The organism is Enterobacter sp. SA197, assembly GCF_054131575.1.
This window is the reverse complement of record NZ_CP096393.1, coordinates 355033-371665: the sequence shown is the minus strand read 5'-3', so window position 1 is coordinate 371665 and position 16633 is coordinate 355033. Positions and strand designations below refer to the sequence as shown.

General features: G+C 54.3%; 14 protein-coding genes and 1 pseudogene. 4 read left to right on the top strand and 11 right to left on the bottom strand.

Annotated features, from left to right (window positions below):
- Positions 1-55: 55 nt before the first annotated feature.
- The 3 genes from ghxP to soxR all read right to left on the bottom strand — a co-directional run bounded on the left by ghxP (position 56) and on the right by soxR (position 3123).
- Positions 56-1405 (bottom strand): guanine/hypoxanthine transporter GhxP, encoded by a 1350-nt coding sequence (ghxP, locus tag M1D91_RS01725; protein WP_437432146.1) that lies wholly within the window; start codon positions 1403-1405, stop codon positions 56-58.
- Positions 1406-1700: 295 nt separating this feature from the next.
- Positions 1701-2375, bottom strand: coding sequence for a glutathione S-transferase family protein (locus tag M1D91_RS01720; RefSeq protein WP_437432147.1), 675 nt, complete (start codon positions 2373-2375; stop codon positions 1701-1703).
- 289 nt (positions 2376-2664) lie between these two features.
- On the bottom strand, positions 2665-3123 hold the full coding sequence (gene soxR / locus M1D91_RS01715) for a redox-sensitive transcriptional activator SoxR (protein ID WP_437432148.1): 459 nt from the start codon (positions 3121-3123) through the stop codon (positions 2665-2667).
- An 80-nt stretch (positions 3124-3203) separates the two neighbouring features.
- Here soxR and soxS point away from each other — a divergent pair, with 80 nt between their 5' ends.
- Positions 3204-3527 carry a superoxide response transcriptional regulator SoxS gene (gene soxS, locus M1D91_RS01710; protein ID WP_437432149.1) on the top strand — a complete coding sequence of 108 codons (324 nt, stop codon included), beginning with the start codon at positions 3204-3206 and terminating at the stop codon, positions 3525-3527.
- A 15-nt stretch (positions 3528-3542) separates the two neighbouring features.
- Here soxS and M1D91_RS01705 read toward each other — a convergent pair.
- Positions 3543-4433: pseudogene (locus tag M1D91_RS01705) on the bottom strand (EAL domain-containing protein); the annotation flags it as partial.
- Positions 4434-5280: 847 nt separating this feature from the next.
- Between M1D91_RS01705 and M1D91_RS01700 the strand changes: the two are divergent.
- Complete coding sequence (locus tag M1D91_RS01700; RefSeq protein WP_437432150.1) at positions 5281-5562, top strand: YjcB family protein; 282 nt, start codon at positions 5281-5283, stop codon at positions 5560-5562.
- A 110-nt stretch (positions 5563-5672) separates the two neighbouring features.
- On the opposite strand, the gene ssb1 is transcribed toward M1D91_RS01700, so the two are convergent.
- A complete protein-coding gene (ssb1, locus tag M1D91_RS01695; protein WP_437432151.1) occupies positions 5673-6212 on the bottom strand; it encodes a single-stranded DNA-binding protein SSB1 in 540 nt (179 codons plus the stop codon).
- 245 nt (positions 6213-6457) lie between these two features.
- Here ssb1 and uvrA point away from each other — a divergent pair, with 245 nt between their 5' ends.
- A complete protein-coding gene (gene uvrA, locus M1D91_RS01690; RefSeq protein ID WP_437432152.1) occupies positions 6458-9283 on the top strand; it encodes an excinuclease ABC subunit UvrA in 2826 nt (941 codons plus the stop codon).
- Here the strand turns inward: uvrA and M1D91_RS01685 are convergent, their stop codons facing one another.
- The 6 genes from M1D91_RS01685 to dnaB form a co-directional block, all read right to left on the bottom strand.
- The gene (locus M1D91_RS01685) at positions 9284-9637 is read right to left on the bottom strand and encodes an MmcQ/YjbR family DNA-binding protein (RefSeq protein WP_437432153.1); all 354 of its coding nucleotides are present in this window, start codon (positions 9635-9637) and stop codon (positions 9284-9286) included.
- A gap of 2 nt (positions 9638-9639) precedes the next feature.
- Complete coding sequence (locus tag M1D91_RS01680) at positions 9640-10056, bottom strand: secondary thiamine-phosphate synthase enzyme YjbQ (protein ID WP_437432154.1); 417 nt, start codon at positions 10054-10056, stop codon at positions 9640-9642.
- Positions 10057-10158: 102 nt separating this feature from the next.
- A complete protein-coding gene (gene aphA, locus M1D91_RS01675; protein WP_437432155.1) occupies positions 10159-10866 on the bottom strand; it encodes an acid phosphatase AphA in 708 nt (235 codons plus the stop codon).
- Positions 10867-11015: 149 nt separating this feature from the next.
- The gene (gene tyrB, locus M1D91_RS01670) at positions 11016-12209 is read right to left on the bottom strand and encodes an aromatic amino acid transaminase (RefSeq protein ID WP_437432156.1); all 1194 of its coding nucleotides are present in this window, start codon (positions 12207-12209) and stop codon (positions 11016-11018) included.
- Positions 12210-12816: 607 nt separating this feature from the next.
- On the bottom strand, positions 12817-13896 hold the full coding sequence (gene alr, locus M1D91_RS01665; protein ID WP_437432157.1) for an alanine racemase: 1080 nt from the start codon (positions 13894-13896) through the stop codon (positions 12817-12819).
- Between the two features lie 155 nt (positions 13897-14051).
- The gene (dnaB, locus tag M1D91_RS01660) at positions 14052-15458 is read right to left on the bottom strand and encodes a replicative DNA helicase (protein ID WP_437432158.1); all 1407 of its coding nucleotides are present in this window, start codon (positions 15456-15458) and stop codon (positions 14052-14054) included.
- 60 nt (positions 15459-15518) lie between these two features.
- Here dnaB and M1D91_RS01655 point away from each other — a divergent pair, with 60 nt between their 5' ends.
- A complete protein-coding gene (locus M1D91_RS01655) occupies positions 15519-16514 on the top strand; it encodes a quinone oxidoreductase (protein WP_437432159.1) in 996 nt (331 codons plus the stop codon).
- The last annotated feature ends 119 nt before the right edge of the window (positions 16515-16633 follow it).

Here is a 16633-nt window from a genome sequence, read left to right as displayed (position 1 = left end):
CGCAAAAATGAGAACGGGCGGCCAGCGCCGCCCGTTTTTGCCATCCAGCATTGCTTTAGATAGCCCAGCCACCGGCATAGAAGACCACCAGCGCCACCGCAATCACGACGGTGCCAATGTTCAGCTTACGGAACTCACCGGAAACCACGCGGCCAATAACCAGCGAGGCAAAACCGATCATGATGCCGGTTACGATGTTACAGGTCAGCACGATAAACACCGCCGTGATGAGGCCCGCCATCGCATCCACAAAATCAGCAAAATCAATTTTAGCGACGTTACTGAGCATCAGCAGGCCGACGTACATCAGCGCAGGAGCGGTGGCGTAAGCCGGTACAAGATAAGAGAGCGGCGAGAGGAACAGAATCAACAGGAACAATACACCTACAGTCAGCGCAGTCAGACCGGTTTTCCCGCCAGCCGCTGTACCCGCTGCCGATTCGATATAGACCGCCGCAGGCGCAGCCCCCACCAGCCCGGAGAAGACGCTGCTCAGGGAGTCAGTGGTCAGCGCTTTACCGCCATCAATGATTTGGCCGTCTTTATCCAGCAGATTCGCCTGCCCGGCTACCGCGCGGATCGTGCCGGTGGCATCAAACACGGCGGTCATCACCAGCGCCAGCACGCTTGGCAGAACAACCGGATTCAGCGCACCCATGATATCCAGGCTACCAATTAACGAATTACCTTTGTCATCACTGAGCGATGGCATCGCGAAGATGCCGGAGAAGTGGACGCTCGGATCGAAAATCAGGCCGACGATGGAGACACCAATGATGGTCAGCAGGATACCGCCCGGCACCTTCAGTTTTTCCAGACCGATGATGACCGCAAGACCAATCAGCGACATGATGACCGGGAAGCTGGCGAAATGACCCAGCGCAACCGGCAGACCGTCCAGAGGATTTTTCACAACCAGACCCACGCCATTGGCCGCAATCAGCAGCAGGAACAGGCCGATACCGATACCCGTGCCATGCGCAACGCCCTGCGGCAGGTTGCGCAGGATCCAGCTACGAATGCCCGTAGCGGAAATCACGGTGAACAATACCCCCATCAGGAACACTGCACCTAACGCAACCGGGACGCTGATCTGCTGACCCAGCACCAGGCTAAATGCGGTGAACGCCGTCAGCGAGATAGCACAACCGATAGCCAGCGGCAGATTCGCCCACAGGCCCATGACGATAGAACCCACACCGGCAACCAGGCAGGTTGCCACAAAAACCGCAGCGGGCGGAAAGCCTGCTTTGCCCAGCATGCCGGGCACCACAATGACGGAATAGACCATTGCCAGAAAAGTGGTTAAACCGGCGACAACTTCCTGACGAACCGTGCTGCCACGGGCAGAAATTTTAAAGAAAGCGTCAAGCGAACCGCCGGTACGCGCTGAAGGCGTAGACATAGAAAACATCCCCTGAGAATTTTTATCGTTCGTTGGTATACGCGGCGGACAGTCCACTGCGTGTCAAACGTCGTTTCCCTATGCTTTGTGACAAAGGGGTGTCACAAAAAGCAAACGTTTAACTCCGCGCATACAAAACGGTTGGAAGAAAAAGGCAAACGATTATCCAGCGTTTAGATACCGCTTTTCAACAGAACTTTGCCGCTTTTTGCTAATTTTCGCTTATGGCGGTGAAGAAATAACCGCCATATGCGCAAACGTTATCGTGGGTGCGCAACTTTGCAACATTTCGGGATCACTTTTCGCTGCCCGGTAGCTCAAAAGGTCCACCCTGCTGTATCGCCCGTTGCCAGGCCGGACGCTGTTCAACGCGTTTTTGCCAGGCTTTGGTATTGGGAAGGTCGTCAAGGCCGCCTCTGGCAAGTAAGGCAAAGATGGGGAAGCTCATCTGCACGTCAGCCATGCTTAGCGCCTCCCCTGCAAACCAGGGACGGTGCGCCAGTTCAGATTCAATAAACCGGGCATGAGTCGTTATTTGTTTATTCAGCCAGGCTTTTTGAATGCCGCCGCCCAGGGCTTTGCCTATTGTTCGAAAGCCAAACGGCACCGGCGCTTTACCCAGACTGGAAAATACCAGTTTCATCAGTAACAACGGCATCAGCGAACCTTCTGCATAATGCAGCCAGAACCGATACTGCTGGCGCATGGCGGGGTCCTGCGGTTTAAAGCGCTGTTCAGGATCATAGGTTTCCTGAAGGTACTCAAGGATAGCGCCGGATTCGGCAATCACCAGCCCGCCATCTTCCAGCACCGGAGACTTACCCAGTGGATGGACTTTTTTGAGTGAATCCGGGGCAAGCATGGTTTTCTCACGCTGATAGCGGACGATCTGGTAGGGTTGCTCTAACTCTTCCAGGGCCCAGAGCACCCGCTGGGAACGTGATTGGTTCAGATGATGCACGGTAAGCATGGTGGTCTCCCCAGGTTAGTTGAATAACAATTTATTCGAATTAACTATAGAAAAGGCTGGCCGTTGGATAAAAAAATTCCTAAAAAGTCGCGGCACGAGCGGGTTGTTTTTTAAGCAGGATCTATACTAAAGGTGTCAGCACAATCCGGAACCTCCTGTCTACCTGAGGGGTGCTGAAGTCGGGGGAAACCCTCCCAGAGATGAGTGGGATAGAGAGAAAGGCAAAGACCGGAACGACTAAAGCGCCCCTGCCGTGCGCTTTAGTTTTTTGCAGCGCGCACTGGCGCTATCACTCCTCTTCCAGCAACCGCGCGCCGGTACCCTGCTGGCCTAACTGGTCGCCAGGGTTACGCAACGGGCAGTCGCTGCGCGACAGACAACCGCAGCCGATACAGCCATCGAGCTCGTCACGCAGTGCCACCAGAGTATGAATACGTCTGTCGAGCTCCTCACGCCATTGAGAGGAGAGCTGCCTCCACTCCTTTGCGCTCAACGTATGCCCTTCCGGCAACACACCAAAAGCATCGTGAATGGTCGCCAGCGGGATGCCAATGCGCTGGGCAATCTTGATAATCGCCACATAACGCAACACATCACGCGTATAACGCCGCTGATTACCACTATTTCGCGTGCTTTTAATCAGCCCTTTGCTTTCATAAAAGTGCAATGCAGAGACCGCTACCCCGCTACGCTTAGCCACTTCTCCCGGCGATAACAGCGCTTTTATACGCGGTGATTTTACTGCCATAAAACCCCTTTACCTCAAGTTAACTTGAGGAATTATACTCCAGCGCAGACAAATCGACGAATCGAGAAAGAGGCACCAATATGTCCCATCAGCAGATTATTCAAACACTGACGGAATGGATTGATGAGCATATCGACCAACCGTTGAACATTGATGTTGTCGCCAGAAAGTCAGGCTATTCTAAATGGTATCTGCAAAGGATGTTCCGCACGGTAACGCATCAAACCCTGGGCGATTATATTCGTCAGCGTCGGTTGTTACTGGCGGCGGAAGCACTGCGCACTACGCAGCGTCCGATTTTTGATATTGCGATGGATCTGGGATATGTCTCGCAACAGACGTTTTCTCGGGTGTTTCGTCGTGAATTTGATCGGACACCCAGCGACTATCGTCATCACGCGTAGCGGCCGCCGGGGTAATTACTTTAGTGGAGGCGGCTGCTTAACCCAGGCCATGAAGTCCTGCGGGGGGAGCGCCTTCGCAAAGTGCCAGCCCTGACAAAACTGCACGCCGCGCTTGAGCAACCAGGTGACCTGCTCACCGGTTTCCACCCCTTCAGCGATGATTTTTAACCGCAGACTGTGCGCCATCTCGATAATGTGTTCGGCGATGAGATGGCTGGTGCTATTGGTAGTCAGGGTATCGATAAAGGATTTATCTATCTTCAGAATATCGACATTTAATGAATACAGGTTATGTAAGTTTGAATAACCAGTACCAAAATCATCAATTGCGACTTCATAACCTGCCTGACGAAATGCCTGAATGACGGGTGTTGTTTTAGGGACGTCAATAAACCCGCGCTCAGTGACTTCTATTTTAATTTGCTCTGCACGGACCGAATATTCGCGGGCTTTATTAGAAATAAGGGCAATGAGCCTTGATGAGTGAAAATCTACTGCTGAAAGATTGACCGAAATATAAAGCTCAGGCCACTTAGCCAGAAAATCGCCTAAATCCTGAAAAAGTTCGTCAACCACATAATCGGTGACACGCTCAATCATCCCCTCTTTTTCTGCCAACGGAATAAATTCCGCCGGGCTCATTACCGGGCCATTAAAACCAGGCCAGCGTAATAATGCTTCAGCACCCACGCATTGGCCATTTTTTATATCAATAATAGGTTGGTAATGAAGTTTCAGCTGATGTTTTGCTAATGCCCGATGAAGTAACCGACGTGGGGAGTTAAACTCCTGTCGTGTTCGTGACCACATCAGCAACACAATAATACTGCATATCATCCCCAACGGCAGAGTCAGCGTTGCCTGGTGATAGAGGGACTGATAATAGCTGTCACTCGACGTTGAAATGCGCTCCTGTTTCCTTCACTGCACGTACATGCGCAAACCATAGCGACAGCATCACCGGCAGGAGCACTACCACGATGATCCCGACAAGTCTCAGCATCTTGCGACGCACGCTATGATTCATTTCCGCCTATATCCCTGCATTTAGTGTGCCTGCATGTAATGTAGGCAGGATGCTTTGATAAACAGGTGATTACGTTGCATGAATCATACGACATTAGCAACTTACTTTTCTCATTAAAAACCTAATATTTGGTTATGACGATAATATTTGTCCGTAAGCCAAACTAAAAGTATGCGTTATGTTTATATTAAGGAATGCCTTTATCCACTGTTCAGACGTTTTTTTTGATTGCGCAACATACTATCGTTGATTAAGTCAAACTTCCCACAGGATAAAAAAAAGGCGGGCCGGTAGGATATTTTTTCAGCTATTGCATGCCCGATCATTTACGACTGAAAATAGCGATAATGCTCTTGCATTCACCCCTTCTTACTCTCTCCCCTATGCTTCGCGGCAGCACATGATGTTTCCGGTAAGCGTAAGTAAAATTAAAGTATCTGTTGCCCCGCAGGCTACCTGTACGCCTTTACAGGTTCACTCTTTCCTGCGTGGCGAAGGGGTGACAGAAGCTATCCCTTTGATGCCCCGCTCCCGCTTTTCAGCCAAAATTTACACGTATCAGGCTGGTGAATAAAAGAACAAACGTGATATAGTTCACATTATTGAAAGCAGCAACACTGTTTCAACCTGATGCGCTACCCCCTGCGGACTCAAGCACTGCCAGCCCATAATGGGCATGGCCCACGCCTGTCCGCCTGAGCTTTGTTTCTTTTTGAGGATAGTTTCATGGCAACCTTAACCACCGGCGTTGTTCTCTTACGCTGGCAGATATTGAGTGCAGTGCTGATGTTTATGGCCAGCACACTGAATATTCGGTTTCGTAAAGCGGATTATATCGGCCTTGCCGTTATCAGTAGTGGACTGGGGCTTGTCGCGGCCTGCTGGTTTGCCACCGGTCTGCTGGGTATTACCCTGATGGACGCAGCCAACGTCTGGCATAACCTGGTCAATATCATGACGGAAATATCAGCAAAAGCGCCGCCGGAATGGCCAATGGTGATTACCTGATGCAAAAGCTCCCGCGTGGAGCTTTTTTTATATCTGGATGGCAGAGACAAAAAACCCTCGTCATTGCGAGGGTTTTAGTCAGTGGCTTAATGCGCCGTTTCGGACATCCATCAGAACGGGATATCGTCGTCAAAGTCCATCGGTGGTTCGTTAGACTGCGCTGGCGCAGACTGCTGCTGCGGACGGGACTGTGCACCGCCGCTGAACTGGTTGCCACCCTGCGGTTGTTGAGGTTGACCCCAGCCGCCCTGCTGACCCTGGCCGCCGCCCATATTGCCACCTGCCGGCGCACCGCCACCCTGGCGACCACCGAGCATCTGCATGGTGCCACCAACGTTAACCACGACTTCAGTGGTGTACTTTTCAGTACCAGACTGATCTGTCCATTTACGGGTACGCAACTGACCTTCGATATAGACCTGAGAACCTTTGCGCAGGTATTCACCGGCGACTTCAGCCAGTTTGCCAAACAGCACAACACGGTGCCATTCAGTCTGCTCTTTCATCTCACCCGTCGCTTTATCGCGCCAGGATTCGGAGGTCGCCAGCGTAATGTTGGCCACTGCACCACCACTCGGCATGTAGCGTACTTCCGGGTCCTGCCCCAGATTACCGACGAGAATCACCTTGTTTACGCCTCTGCTGGCCATGATCGTGTCTCCTGAAAACATTTCTAAATAGTGTAAGCGCGCGAGTGTACCATTTCCACGTGGCCTTTCGATAGTTTCGAAGCATCTCCCGGCATTCGCACGATCCATACATTGTTGCACACTTAATCAGAATGCGCATTCCAATACTGTATATTCAGCCAGGTTAAATTGTGTCATAATTAGCCGTTTCTGCCGGTTGTCCTTCAAACAAACCAGGCATTCCGAGTCATTACCGGGAAAGGTGAATGGATAAGATCGAAGTACGGGGCGCACGCACCCACAATCTCAAAAACATCAACCTCGTCATCCCACGCGACAAGCTGATTGTCGTGACCGGGCTGTCGGGTTCAGGTAAATCATCACTGGCTTTCGACACCCTGTACGCCGAAGGGCAGCGCCGCTATGTAGAGTCGCTCTCTGCCTACGCCCGCCAGTTCCTCTCCCTGATGGAAAAACCGGACGTTGACCACATCGAAGGGCTGTCGCCTGCGATTTCCATTGAGCAAAAATCCACCTCGCACAACCCGCGCTCTACGGTCGGGACCATCACGGAAATCCACGACTACCTTCGTCTGCTGTATGCTCGCGTTGGCGAGCCGCGCTGCCCGGATCATGACGTGCCGCTGGCGGCGCAGACCGTCAGTCAGATGGTGGATAACGTACTGGCCCTGCCGGAAGGCAAGCGCCTGATGCTCCTCGCGCCGGTTATTAAAGAGCGAAAAGGTGAACACACCAAGACGCTGGAAAATCTGGCCAGCCAGGGCTACATCCGCGCACGTATTGATGGTGAAGTATGCGACCTTTCCGATCCGCCGTCGCTTGAACTGCAAAAGAAACACACCATCGAGGTGGTGATTGACCGCTTCAAGGTCCGTGAGGATTTAGCCCAACGCCTGGCGGAATCTTTTGAAACTGCATTGGAGCTCTCCGGCGGTACGGCGATTGTCGCCGATATGGACGACACCAAAGCGGAAGAGATGCTCTTCTCCGCCAACTTTGCCTGCCCAGTTTGTGGCTACAGCATGCGTGAACTGGAACCGCGCCTGTTCTCGTTCAACAACCCGGCTGGCGCCTGCCCTACCTGCGACGGCCTCGGCGTGCAGCAGTATTTCGACCCGGATCGCGTTATTCAGAATCCTGAACTGTCCCTCGCGGGCGGCGCTATTCGCGGCTGGGATCGGCGCAATTTTTACTATTTCCAGATGTTGAAGTCGCTGGCTGACCACTACAAATTCGATGTGGACGCGCCCTGGGCAAGCCTGAGCGCAAACGTCCATAAAGTGGTGCTGTTTGGTTCCGCAAAAGAGAGCATCGAGTTCAAATACATGAACGATCGCGGCGACACCTCCGTGCGCCGCCATCCGTTTGAAGGGGTGCTGCATAATATGGAGCGCCGCTATAAAGAGACCGAGTCCTCTGCGGTGCGTGAAGAACTGGCAAAGTTCATCAGCAATCGCCCGTGTGCGAGCTGCGAAGGGACGCGTCTGAACCGTGAAGCACGCCACGTCTATGTTGAAAATACGCCGCTGCCAACCATTTCGGATATGAGCATTGGCCACGCGATGGACTTCTTCACTAACCTGAAGCTTTCTGGTCAGCGGGCTAAAATCGCCGAAAAAGTGCTGAAAGAGATTGGCGATCGCCTGAAATTCCTGGTCAACGTTGGCCTGAACTACCTGACGCTTTCCCGCTCGGCGGAGACCCTCTCCGGTGGCGAAGCGCAACGTATCCGTCTGGCGAGCCAGATTGGTGCTGGTCTGGTGGGGGTGATGTACGTCCTGGATGAGCCGTCGATTGGCCTGCATCAGCGTGATAACGAGCGCCTGCTCGGTACATTGATTCACCTGCGCAATCTCGGCAATACCGTCATTGTGGTTGAACATGATGAAGATGCCATCCGCGCCGCGGACCACGTGATTGATATCGGCCCTGGCGCCGGCGTTCACGGCGGCCAGGTTGTTGCAGAAGGTACGCTGGATGACATTATGGCGGTACCAGAGTCACTCACCGGCCAGTTCATGAGCGGTAAGCGGCAGATCACCGTACCAGCATCACGCGTTAAGGCTGACCCGGAAAAAGTGCTGAAACTGACCGGCGCACGCGGTAACAACCTTAAAGACGTGACGCTGACGCTGCCGGTTGGCCTGTTTACCTGCATTACCGGCGTCTCCGGCTCCGGTAAATCAACCCTGATTAATGACACCCTCTTCCCGCTTGCCCAGACCCAACTCAACGGCGCAACGCTGGCGGAACCCGCGCCTTATCGCGATATCAAAGGGCTGGAACATTTCGATAAAGTTATCGACATCGATCAGAGTCCGATTGGCCGCACACCGCGTTCAAACCCGGCAACCTATACCGGGGTGTTTACGCCGGTACGCGAACTTTTCGCTGGCGTGCCGGAGTCCCGCTCTCGTGGCTACACCCCTGGGCGCTTTAGCTTTAACGTCCGTGGCGGACGCTGCGAAGCCTGCCAGGGCGATGGCGTCATCAAAGTTGAAATGCACTTCCTGCCGGATATTTACGTGCCGTGCGACCAGTGCAAAGGCAAACGCTACAACCGCGAAACGCTGGAGATTAAGTACAAGGGCAAGACGATCCACGAAGTGCTGGATATGACCATCGAAGAGGCGCGTGAATTCTTTGACGCCGTGCCAGCGCTGGCCCGTAAGCTGCAAACCCTGATGGATGTCGGCCTGACCTACATCCGCCTGGGGCAGTCTGCCACCACGCTCTCCGGCGGTGAAGCACAGCGTGTGAAGCTGGCGCGTGAGCTTTCGAAACGTGGCACCGGTCAGACGTTGTATATTCTGGATGAACCCACCACCGGTCTGCACTTTGCGGACATTCAGCAGCTGCTGGAAGTGCTGCATCAGTTGCGCGATCAGGGCAATACTATCGTGGTGATTGAGCACAACCTGGACGTTATTAAAACTGCCGACTGGATTGTCGATCTTGGTCCGGAAGGCGGTAGCGGCGGCGGGGAAATTCTCATCTCCGGTACGCCTGAAACCGTCGCCGAATGCGAAGCCTCGCACACGGCGCGCTTCCTGAAGCCGTTACTGAAGTAGTCAGACGGACAGCTGTTGCCTGACGGGATCAGGCAACAGCGATAACGCCTGATTATACGAGGCATCAACCAGGTAGTAGAGCTGTGAGTCGGGCAGTGAGCCGTCGAGATAGACCGTGCTCCAGTGGGCTTTATTAAGATGCCTGCTGGGGCGCACATCTTTATGCTGCTGACGAAGCAACTCCGCCAGCTCCGGGCTGGTTTTCAGTGACGCCGCCGGACGCCCGTCCACCTCTTTCACCATCGCAAACAATACGTCAGATACTTTGATTTGCGTGGCTTTCCAGTCACTGTGAACGCTCTGCTCTGCGCCCTTTTTCGCCATGCAGTACTGTAATAACTCCGAAATGGTCATCTTTATTCTCCTTGTAGCGTCGCGATGATGTGTCGCGAGCCGCCGTGGATACGATGCTCTCCCAGCCAGATCCCCTGCCATGTGCCAAGCTGAACGCGCCCGTGAGAAATGGGTAGCATCAGGGACACGCCAAGCATGGAGGACTTGATATGTGAAGGCATATCATCCGGCCCTTCATAGTCGTGCTCATAGTGCGCATTTTCAGGTACGGTCTTGAGAAAATGCTGCTCCATGTCGTGACGCACGGTAGGGTCGCAGTTTTCATTGAGGGTAAGAGAAGCAGAAGTATGCTGTAGCAGCAGATGTAACAATCCCGTTTTGATGCGGTGCAAATCATGGATCTGCCCCAACACCTCGTCAGTGACTAAATGAAAACCACGTGATTTAGCGTCCAACGTTAACGTTTGTTGATACCACATCTGCTGCTCCATTGTGAAAGACGAATCTTTTTAAGTGTGCAGCAAGTCAGCAAAAGGTAAAACCCGCTAAGGCTTTTTTGTTTAATCAGGCAGTAAAAAACTTCAGTATTCTGAGTTAACAATGACCTCTTCGCCGTACGCCCCCGCCTGCGGCAGCGGCCGGTAGGTAGAGTTTGAAGCGCGCAGAATGCGCACCGGTCGCGCCTGAGCCGCTTTGGCTGCGGTAATATCGTTGTCCGAATCCCCGTAGAAGATTTTGATCTGCTTATCCATCAGCCACTGGGTTTTGGTATTTTGCCCGGCCTTATCGCCGGCGAAAATTACCGGGTTCATGTTGGCGGCGGGGATCAGGAAGTCGTCCTGCAAAGTTTTGGTTACGCTTTCGGTCGCAGTCTGGCTGCGCCCCGTCACGAAAAAGAGGCGATCGCCTCGCTTCACGTGCATCGCAATCAGCGCGCGCGCCACCTCTTTTGGAATGCTGAACTCGTCCCAGCCGTTGTTCATCTTTTCCCAGAATTCAGGATTTTGCAGATATGCGTCGCTGTCCGGGGAGTAGATTTTTTTCCCGCGCCAGAAGCCCGGACTCGAAAAGAGCACCGTGTCGTCGATATCAAATCCTACGGCCATCGGCGGGCGATCCACAAGGCTGTTTTCAATCTGAGCGACGGAGACCCAATGCACGGGAACCTGTTCGGCGAGTCTGGCAACATTGGTCCCAGCGGTATTGTCAGGCGTTGGCGTGGAGGCAAGAGCAGAGACCGCGCTGAAAAGCGAAAATGATAAGCAGAGTGCCACTGTAATTTTTCGCATATTTATCCCTAAATTTTCAGTTCGTTATGCTTAGAATTTGTGCAAATGATTAAAAAACCGTTCGACCATACCCCCTGAAGCGGGGTATGGAAAGTCGTTTCTGCACTTTTTAGGGCATTTTCCTCCCCGGCGGGAGGAAAAGTGGGCGGTTACATTACGGCGGCAAATGCCTGCGCCACGCGGTGAACGTTGCGGCTGTTAAGACCAGCGACACACATGCGTCCGCTGGCGATGAGGTAAACGCCAAACTCGTCACGCAGACGGTCAACCTGCGCCGGGCTCAGGCCGGTGTAGCTGAACATGCCGCGCTGCTGCAGCAGACAATCAAAGTTACGGCCAGGCACCGCCTCTTTCAGCACGGTAACCAGTGCCTGACGCATGGACAGAATACGGATGCGCATGGTTTCCACTTCCGCCAGCCATGAGGCTTTCAGCGCCGTATCACTAAGCACGGTTGCGACCAACTGAGCACCAAAATTTGGCGGGCTGGAGTAGTTGCGACGGACCGTAGCTTTCAGTTGACCCAGTACGCGACTGGCTGCATCAGCATCTTCACAAACCACCGACAGGCCGCCGACACGCTCACCATAAAGGGAGAAAATTTTGGAAAACGAGTTGCTTACCAGCGCAGGCAGGCCGGCATCCGCAACCGCGCGAATGGCGTAGGCATCCTCTTCCATGCCAGCGCCAAAGCCCTGATACGCGATGTCGAGGAACGGGATCAGGTTGCGTGCTTTGAGCGCGGCCACCACCGCATCCCATTGATCGTTACTCAGATCGGAGCCGGTCGGGTTATGGCAGCACGGATGCAGCAACACGATGCTCTGCGCCGGCAGCGCCTCCAGTGTTTCAAGCAGCGCCGCGAAGCGCACGCCGTTAGTTTCGCTGTCGAACCAGGGATAAGTGCTGACGGTGAAACCGGCACCTTCAAAGATAGCAACGTGATTTTCCCAGGTAGGGTCGCTGACCCAGACGCCGGAATTCGGGAAGTAGCGTTTAAGGAAATCGGCACCCACTTTCAACGCGCCGGAGCCGCCCAGCGTCTGGATGGTCGCCAGGCGTTTTTGCGCCAGGACCGGGTGATCGGCCCCAAACAGCAGGGGGGCGATGGTATGGCGGTAGCTGTTCAACCCTTCCATCGGCAGATAAAGTGACGCCCCGTGCGGCTGAGCATTCAGACGAGCTTCGGCTTCGGCAATCGCCTGCAGACGAGGAATGATACCCTCTTCGTTATAATAGAGCCCGATGCTGAGGTTTACTTTGTCGCTACGGGGGTCTTCTTTAAAACGCTCCATCAACGTCAGGATAGGGTCGCCCGCATAGGCGTCAACTTTCTGAAACACGAGGTGGTTCTCCAGGTTTACAGTGGCAAGAAAGACACAATAAACCGGAAGCGGAGGAAGGTCGAGAGAGATGTTTACACCTCATCGTCTGGTGCCTTCAGCCCGGCGTTCTCCCACGGGGCTGAGGAATCCCCACAAAATAATACGAGCACGGTCGGTCCCCTCGCCCCTTTGGGGAGAGGGTCAGGGTGAGGGGAACATGCGGCTCTGGTGGTCATTCCGTTCACCTCATGTTCCTTGCTTTTCTGTAGCGTCAGAACCCGTGAACGTGCCAGGGTGGTTCACCGCCACCACCCTGGCGACCCGGGCTCCCGGCCAGGAAAATCGCCGCTTCGCGGTCCATGATGCTTATATCGTCTGACTATCGGGTCGGGGACCAGCCTGCCTCCCTGCGGGCGGCTCCGGTCAGCCGTCAACGCCTCATCGATTTTCAGCCGGACCCAGTCATCGCGGTGACGGCTGTATTCTCATTGCGCCGTGATATCGCTGTAAAACGTCATATTACTGGAAATTCCTCAGCCCACGGGGAGAGGGCGAAAAGCGTGCTGATTTCGGTCTCTCACCCTTTGGGAAGAGGACCAGGTTGAGGAAGAGAGCAAACTCCAGGTTAATCAACGTATTTCAGCGCCGCACGCGAGGTCAGACGCGTTATCAGCTCATAGGCGCTGATGCCGGTATGCTCCGCAATGCGTTCAACAGGCAGACCTTCACCCCAGAAGATAACCGGATCGCCCACCTGATCCTGACACTCCGGCCCCAGGTCGACACAGATCATATCCATCGCCACACGGCCGACGATTGGCACTTCGCGCCCGTTAACCAGCACCGGCGTACCGGATGGCACCGAGCGCGGATAACCATCGCCATAGCCCATCGCCACCACTCCCAGACGGGTGTCACGCTCACTGACCCAGGTGCCGCCATAACCCACGGGTTCACCGGCTTTGTGTTCGCGCACGGCGATAAGGCTGGAAGTGAGAGTCATCGCCGGCAGGAAACCAAAATCTTCGCCCCACGGACGGCGGTCAAGCGGCGAAACACCGTAAAGAATGATGCCAGGGCGCACCCAGTCAAAATGTGCCTGGGGCCACAGGAGCGTTCCGCCGGAGGCGGCAAGAGAACGCTGTCCCGGTTTACCTTCACTGAAGGTGGTGAAGATAGCAATCTGGCGCTCGGTAGCCCCACAGTCGGGCTCATCCGCACGGGCAAAATGGCTGACAATATTGACCGGCTGACGCACATTTTTACACTGCGTCAGGCGCTGATAGAAAGCCTCAGCCTCATCCGGACTCACGCCAAGGCGATGCATGCCGGTGTCGAGCTTCATCCAGACGGTGACGGGAGTCGCCAGGTCGGTGGACTCCAGCGCCACCAGCTGTTCGACGCTGTGCACTACGGTATCAAGGCGCTGAGCCGACACGAGAGGCAACTCGTCGGCGGTAAAAAAACCTTCGAGCAACAGAATGGGATGAGTGATGCCGCCTTCGCGCAGGCGAAGGGCCTCTTCGAGACGGGCGACGCCAAAAGCGTCGGCATCGGGGAGCGTTCGCGCGGTCTCAACAAGACCGTGTCCATAGGCGTTCGCTTTCACAACCGCCACCAGGCGACTGGCGGGAGCCAGTTCGCGCAGGCGTTGCAGGTTATGTCGCAGAGCGCGGCGGTTGACTACAACAGTTGCCGCTTGCATTTGAATTCCTTGCCTAAATGAAAAATAGACCATCCTCTGAATCATTTAAGTTGCAGCTAGGCGGCAAAGCCACGACTCTCCGTGAACGTAGTCCACTACGTTCACGGAGTGAGCGGACGCAGGCAACGCCGCTGCAGCTCAAAGGATGACGAGGATTATTCGTCGTCGTATTGTGGTCCTGCGTAATTATCAAAACGCGACCACTGCCCGTTAAAGGTCAAACGCACCGTACCGATAGGGCCGTTACGTTGCTTACCAATAATGATTTCTGCGATCCCTTTCAGGTCGCTGTTTTCGTGATAGACCTCGTCACGATAGATAAACATGATCAGGTCGGCATCCTGCTCGATGGAACCGGATTCACGCAGGTCGGAGTTCACCGGGCGTTTATCGGCGCGCTGCTCCAGGGAGCGGTTTAGCTGGGAGAGCGCCACCACCGGCACCTGCAGCTCTTTCGCCAGCGCTTTCAGCGAGCGGGAGATTTCGGCAATCTCAAGCGTACGATTGTCTGAGAGCGACGGTACGCGCATCAACTGAAGGTAATCGATCATGATAAGACCGATCCCGCCGTGCTCGCGCGCAATGCGGCGCGCACGGGAACGCACTTCTGTCGGCGTCAGGCCGGATGAGTCATCAATATAGATATTGCGTTTTTCCAGCAAAATGCCCATGGTGCCGGAGATTCGCGCCCAGTCCTCGTCATCCAGCTGCCCGGTACGAATACGGGTCTGGTCCACACGTGACAGCGAGGCCAGCGAACGCATCATAATTTGCTCAGAAGGCATCTCAAGACTGAAGATAAGCACCGGTTTGTCCTGCAACATCGCCGCATTTTCGACGAGGTTCATCGCAAAAGTGGTCTTACCCATCGAGGGACGCGCGGCGACGATGATCAAATCGGAAGGCTGCAAACCCGCGGTTTTTTTATTGAGGTCGTCATAACCGGTGTTGACGCCGGTGACGCCATCGTGCGGCTGCTGGAACAACAGCTCAATACGCGCAACGGTCGCCTCAAGCACATCAGCGATGTTTTTCGGGCCTTCATCTTTGTTGGCGCGACTTTCCGCTATTTTGAAAACGCGCGACTCAGCCAGGTCGAGCAGGTCTTCACTGGTGCGCCCCTGAGGGTCAAACCCCGCGCTGGCGATCTCATTGGCGACGGAGATCATCTCACGCACGACTGCACGTTCACGGACGATATCGGCATAAGCGCTGATATTCGCCGCACTTGGCGTGTTTTTGGACAATTCAGCCAGATAAGCAAAACCGCCGACGATGTCCAGCTGCCCTTGCAGTTCCAGCGATTCCGCCAGTGTAATCAGGTCGATAGGCTTACCCATCTCCTGAAGACGATGCATTTCCGTGAAGATATGGCGGTGCGGGCGGGTATAGAAATCTTCTGATACTACGCGTTCAGCTACGTCGTCCCAGCGCTCATTATCCAGCATTAAACCGCCCAACACTGACTGCTCCGCTTCAATAGAATGAGGAGGCACTTTCATCCCCTCGAGCTGTCTGTCGCGGGGTTCAGTCGGTTTGTTGAAGGGTTTATTTCCTGCCATAGTGAATGGAGTTACCGAGATAGAGAATGGGTCGAAAGATTATCACATTCAGGAGGAAGCATGGCGACAAGAATTGAATTTCACAAGCATGGTGGGCCGGATGTTCTGCAAGCCGTTGAATTCACTCCCGCCGATCCCGCGGCGAACGAGGTGCAGGTAGAAAACAAAGCGATTGGCATTAACTATATCGATACTTATATACGTAGCGGCCTCTATCCACCGCCAGCGCTGCCTGCTGGCCTCGGCACTGAAGCGGCTGGTGTAGTGAGCAAAACAGGCAGTGCGGTTGAGCACATTAAAGTGGGTGACCGCGTGGTCTATGCTCAGTCCGGGCTGGGCGCTTACAGCTCAGTGCATAATGTTCCCGCCGATAAAGTCGCCATCCTGCCGAATGCCATCTCATTTGAGCAGGCTGCGGCCTCCTTCCTGAAGGGTCTGACGGTCTTTTACCTGCTGCGCAAAACCTATGAGATCAAGCCCGATGAGCCTTTTCTGTTCCACGCCGCAGCCGGTGGCGTGGGCCTGATTGCCTGTCAGTGGGCGAAAGCGCTGGGGGCGAAGCTCATTGGTACGGTGGGCTCTGCCCAGAAAGCGCAGCGCGCCTTGCAGGCCGGTGCCTGGCAGGTCATTAACTACCGTGAGGAGAGCGTTGTCGAGCGGGTAAAAGAGATAACCGGCGGTAAAAAAGTGCGCGTGGTGTATGACTCCGTGGGTAAAGATACCTGGGAAAGCTCGCTGGACTGCCTGCAACGCCAGGGGCTGATGGTCAGCTTCGGTAACGCCTCAGGACCGGTAACAGGCGTGAATCTTGGCATTCTTAATCAAAAGGGGTCACTTTACGCCACGCGTCCCTCGCTGAACGGCTACGTGACCACGCGGGAGGAGCTGGAAGAGGCCAGCAATGAACTCTTCTCATTGATTGCCAGCGGCGTGATAAAAGTTGATGTGGCCGATACGCAGAAATTCGCACTTGAGGATGCGCAGCGGGCGCATGAGATGCTGGAAAGTCGTGCCACGCAAGGGTCAAGTTTGCTGATTCCTGCATCTTCTAAATAATTTACGTTGCAGAAAAGCGGCAATTGAATGAATCCCTGGAAGCTGATTCAGGTAAGTGACCAGGGCGAATGAAAGCAGCCACGCATCTACGGCATGAATGATGACGAGGAAGAAAGAAT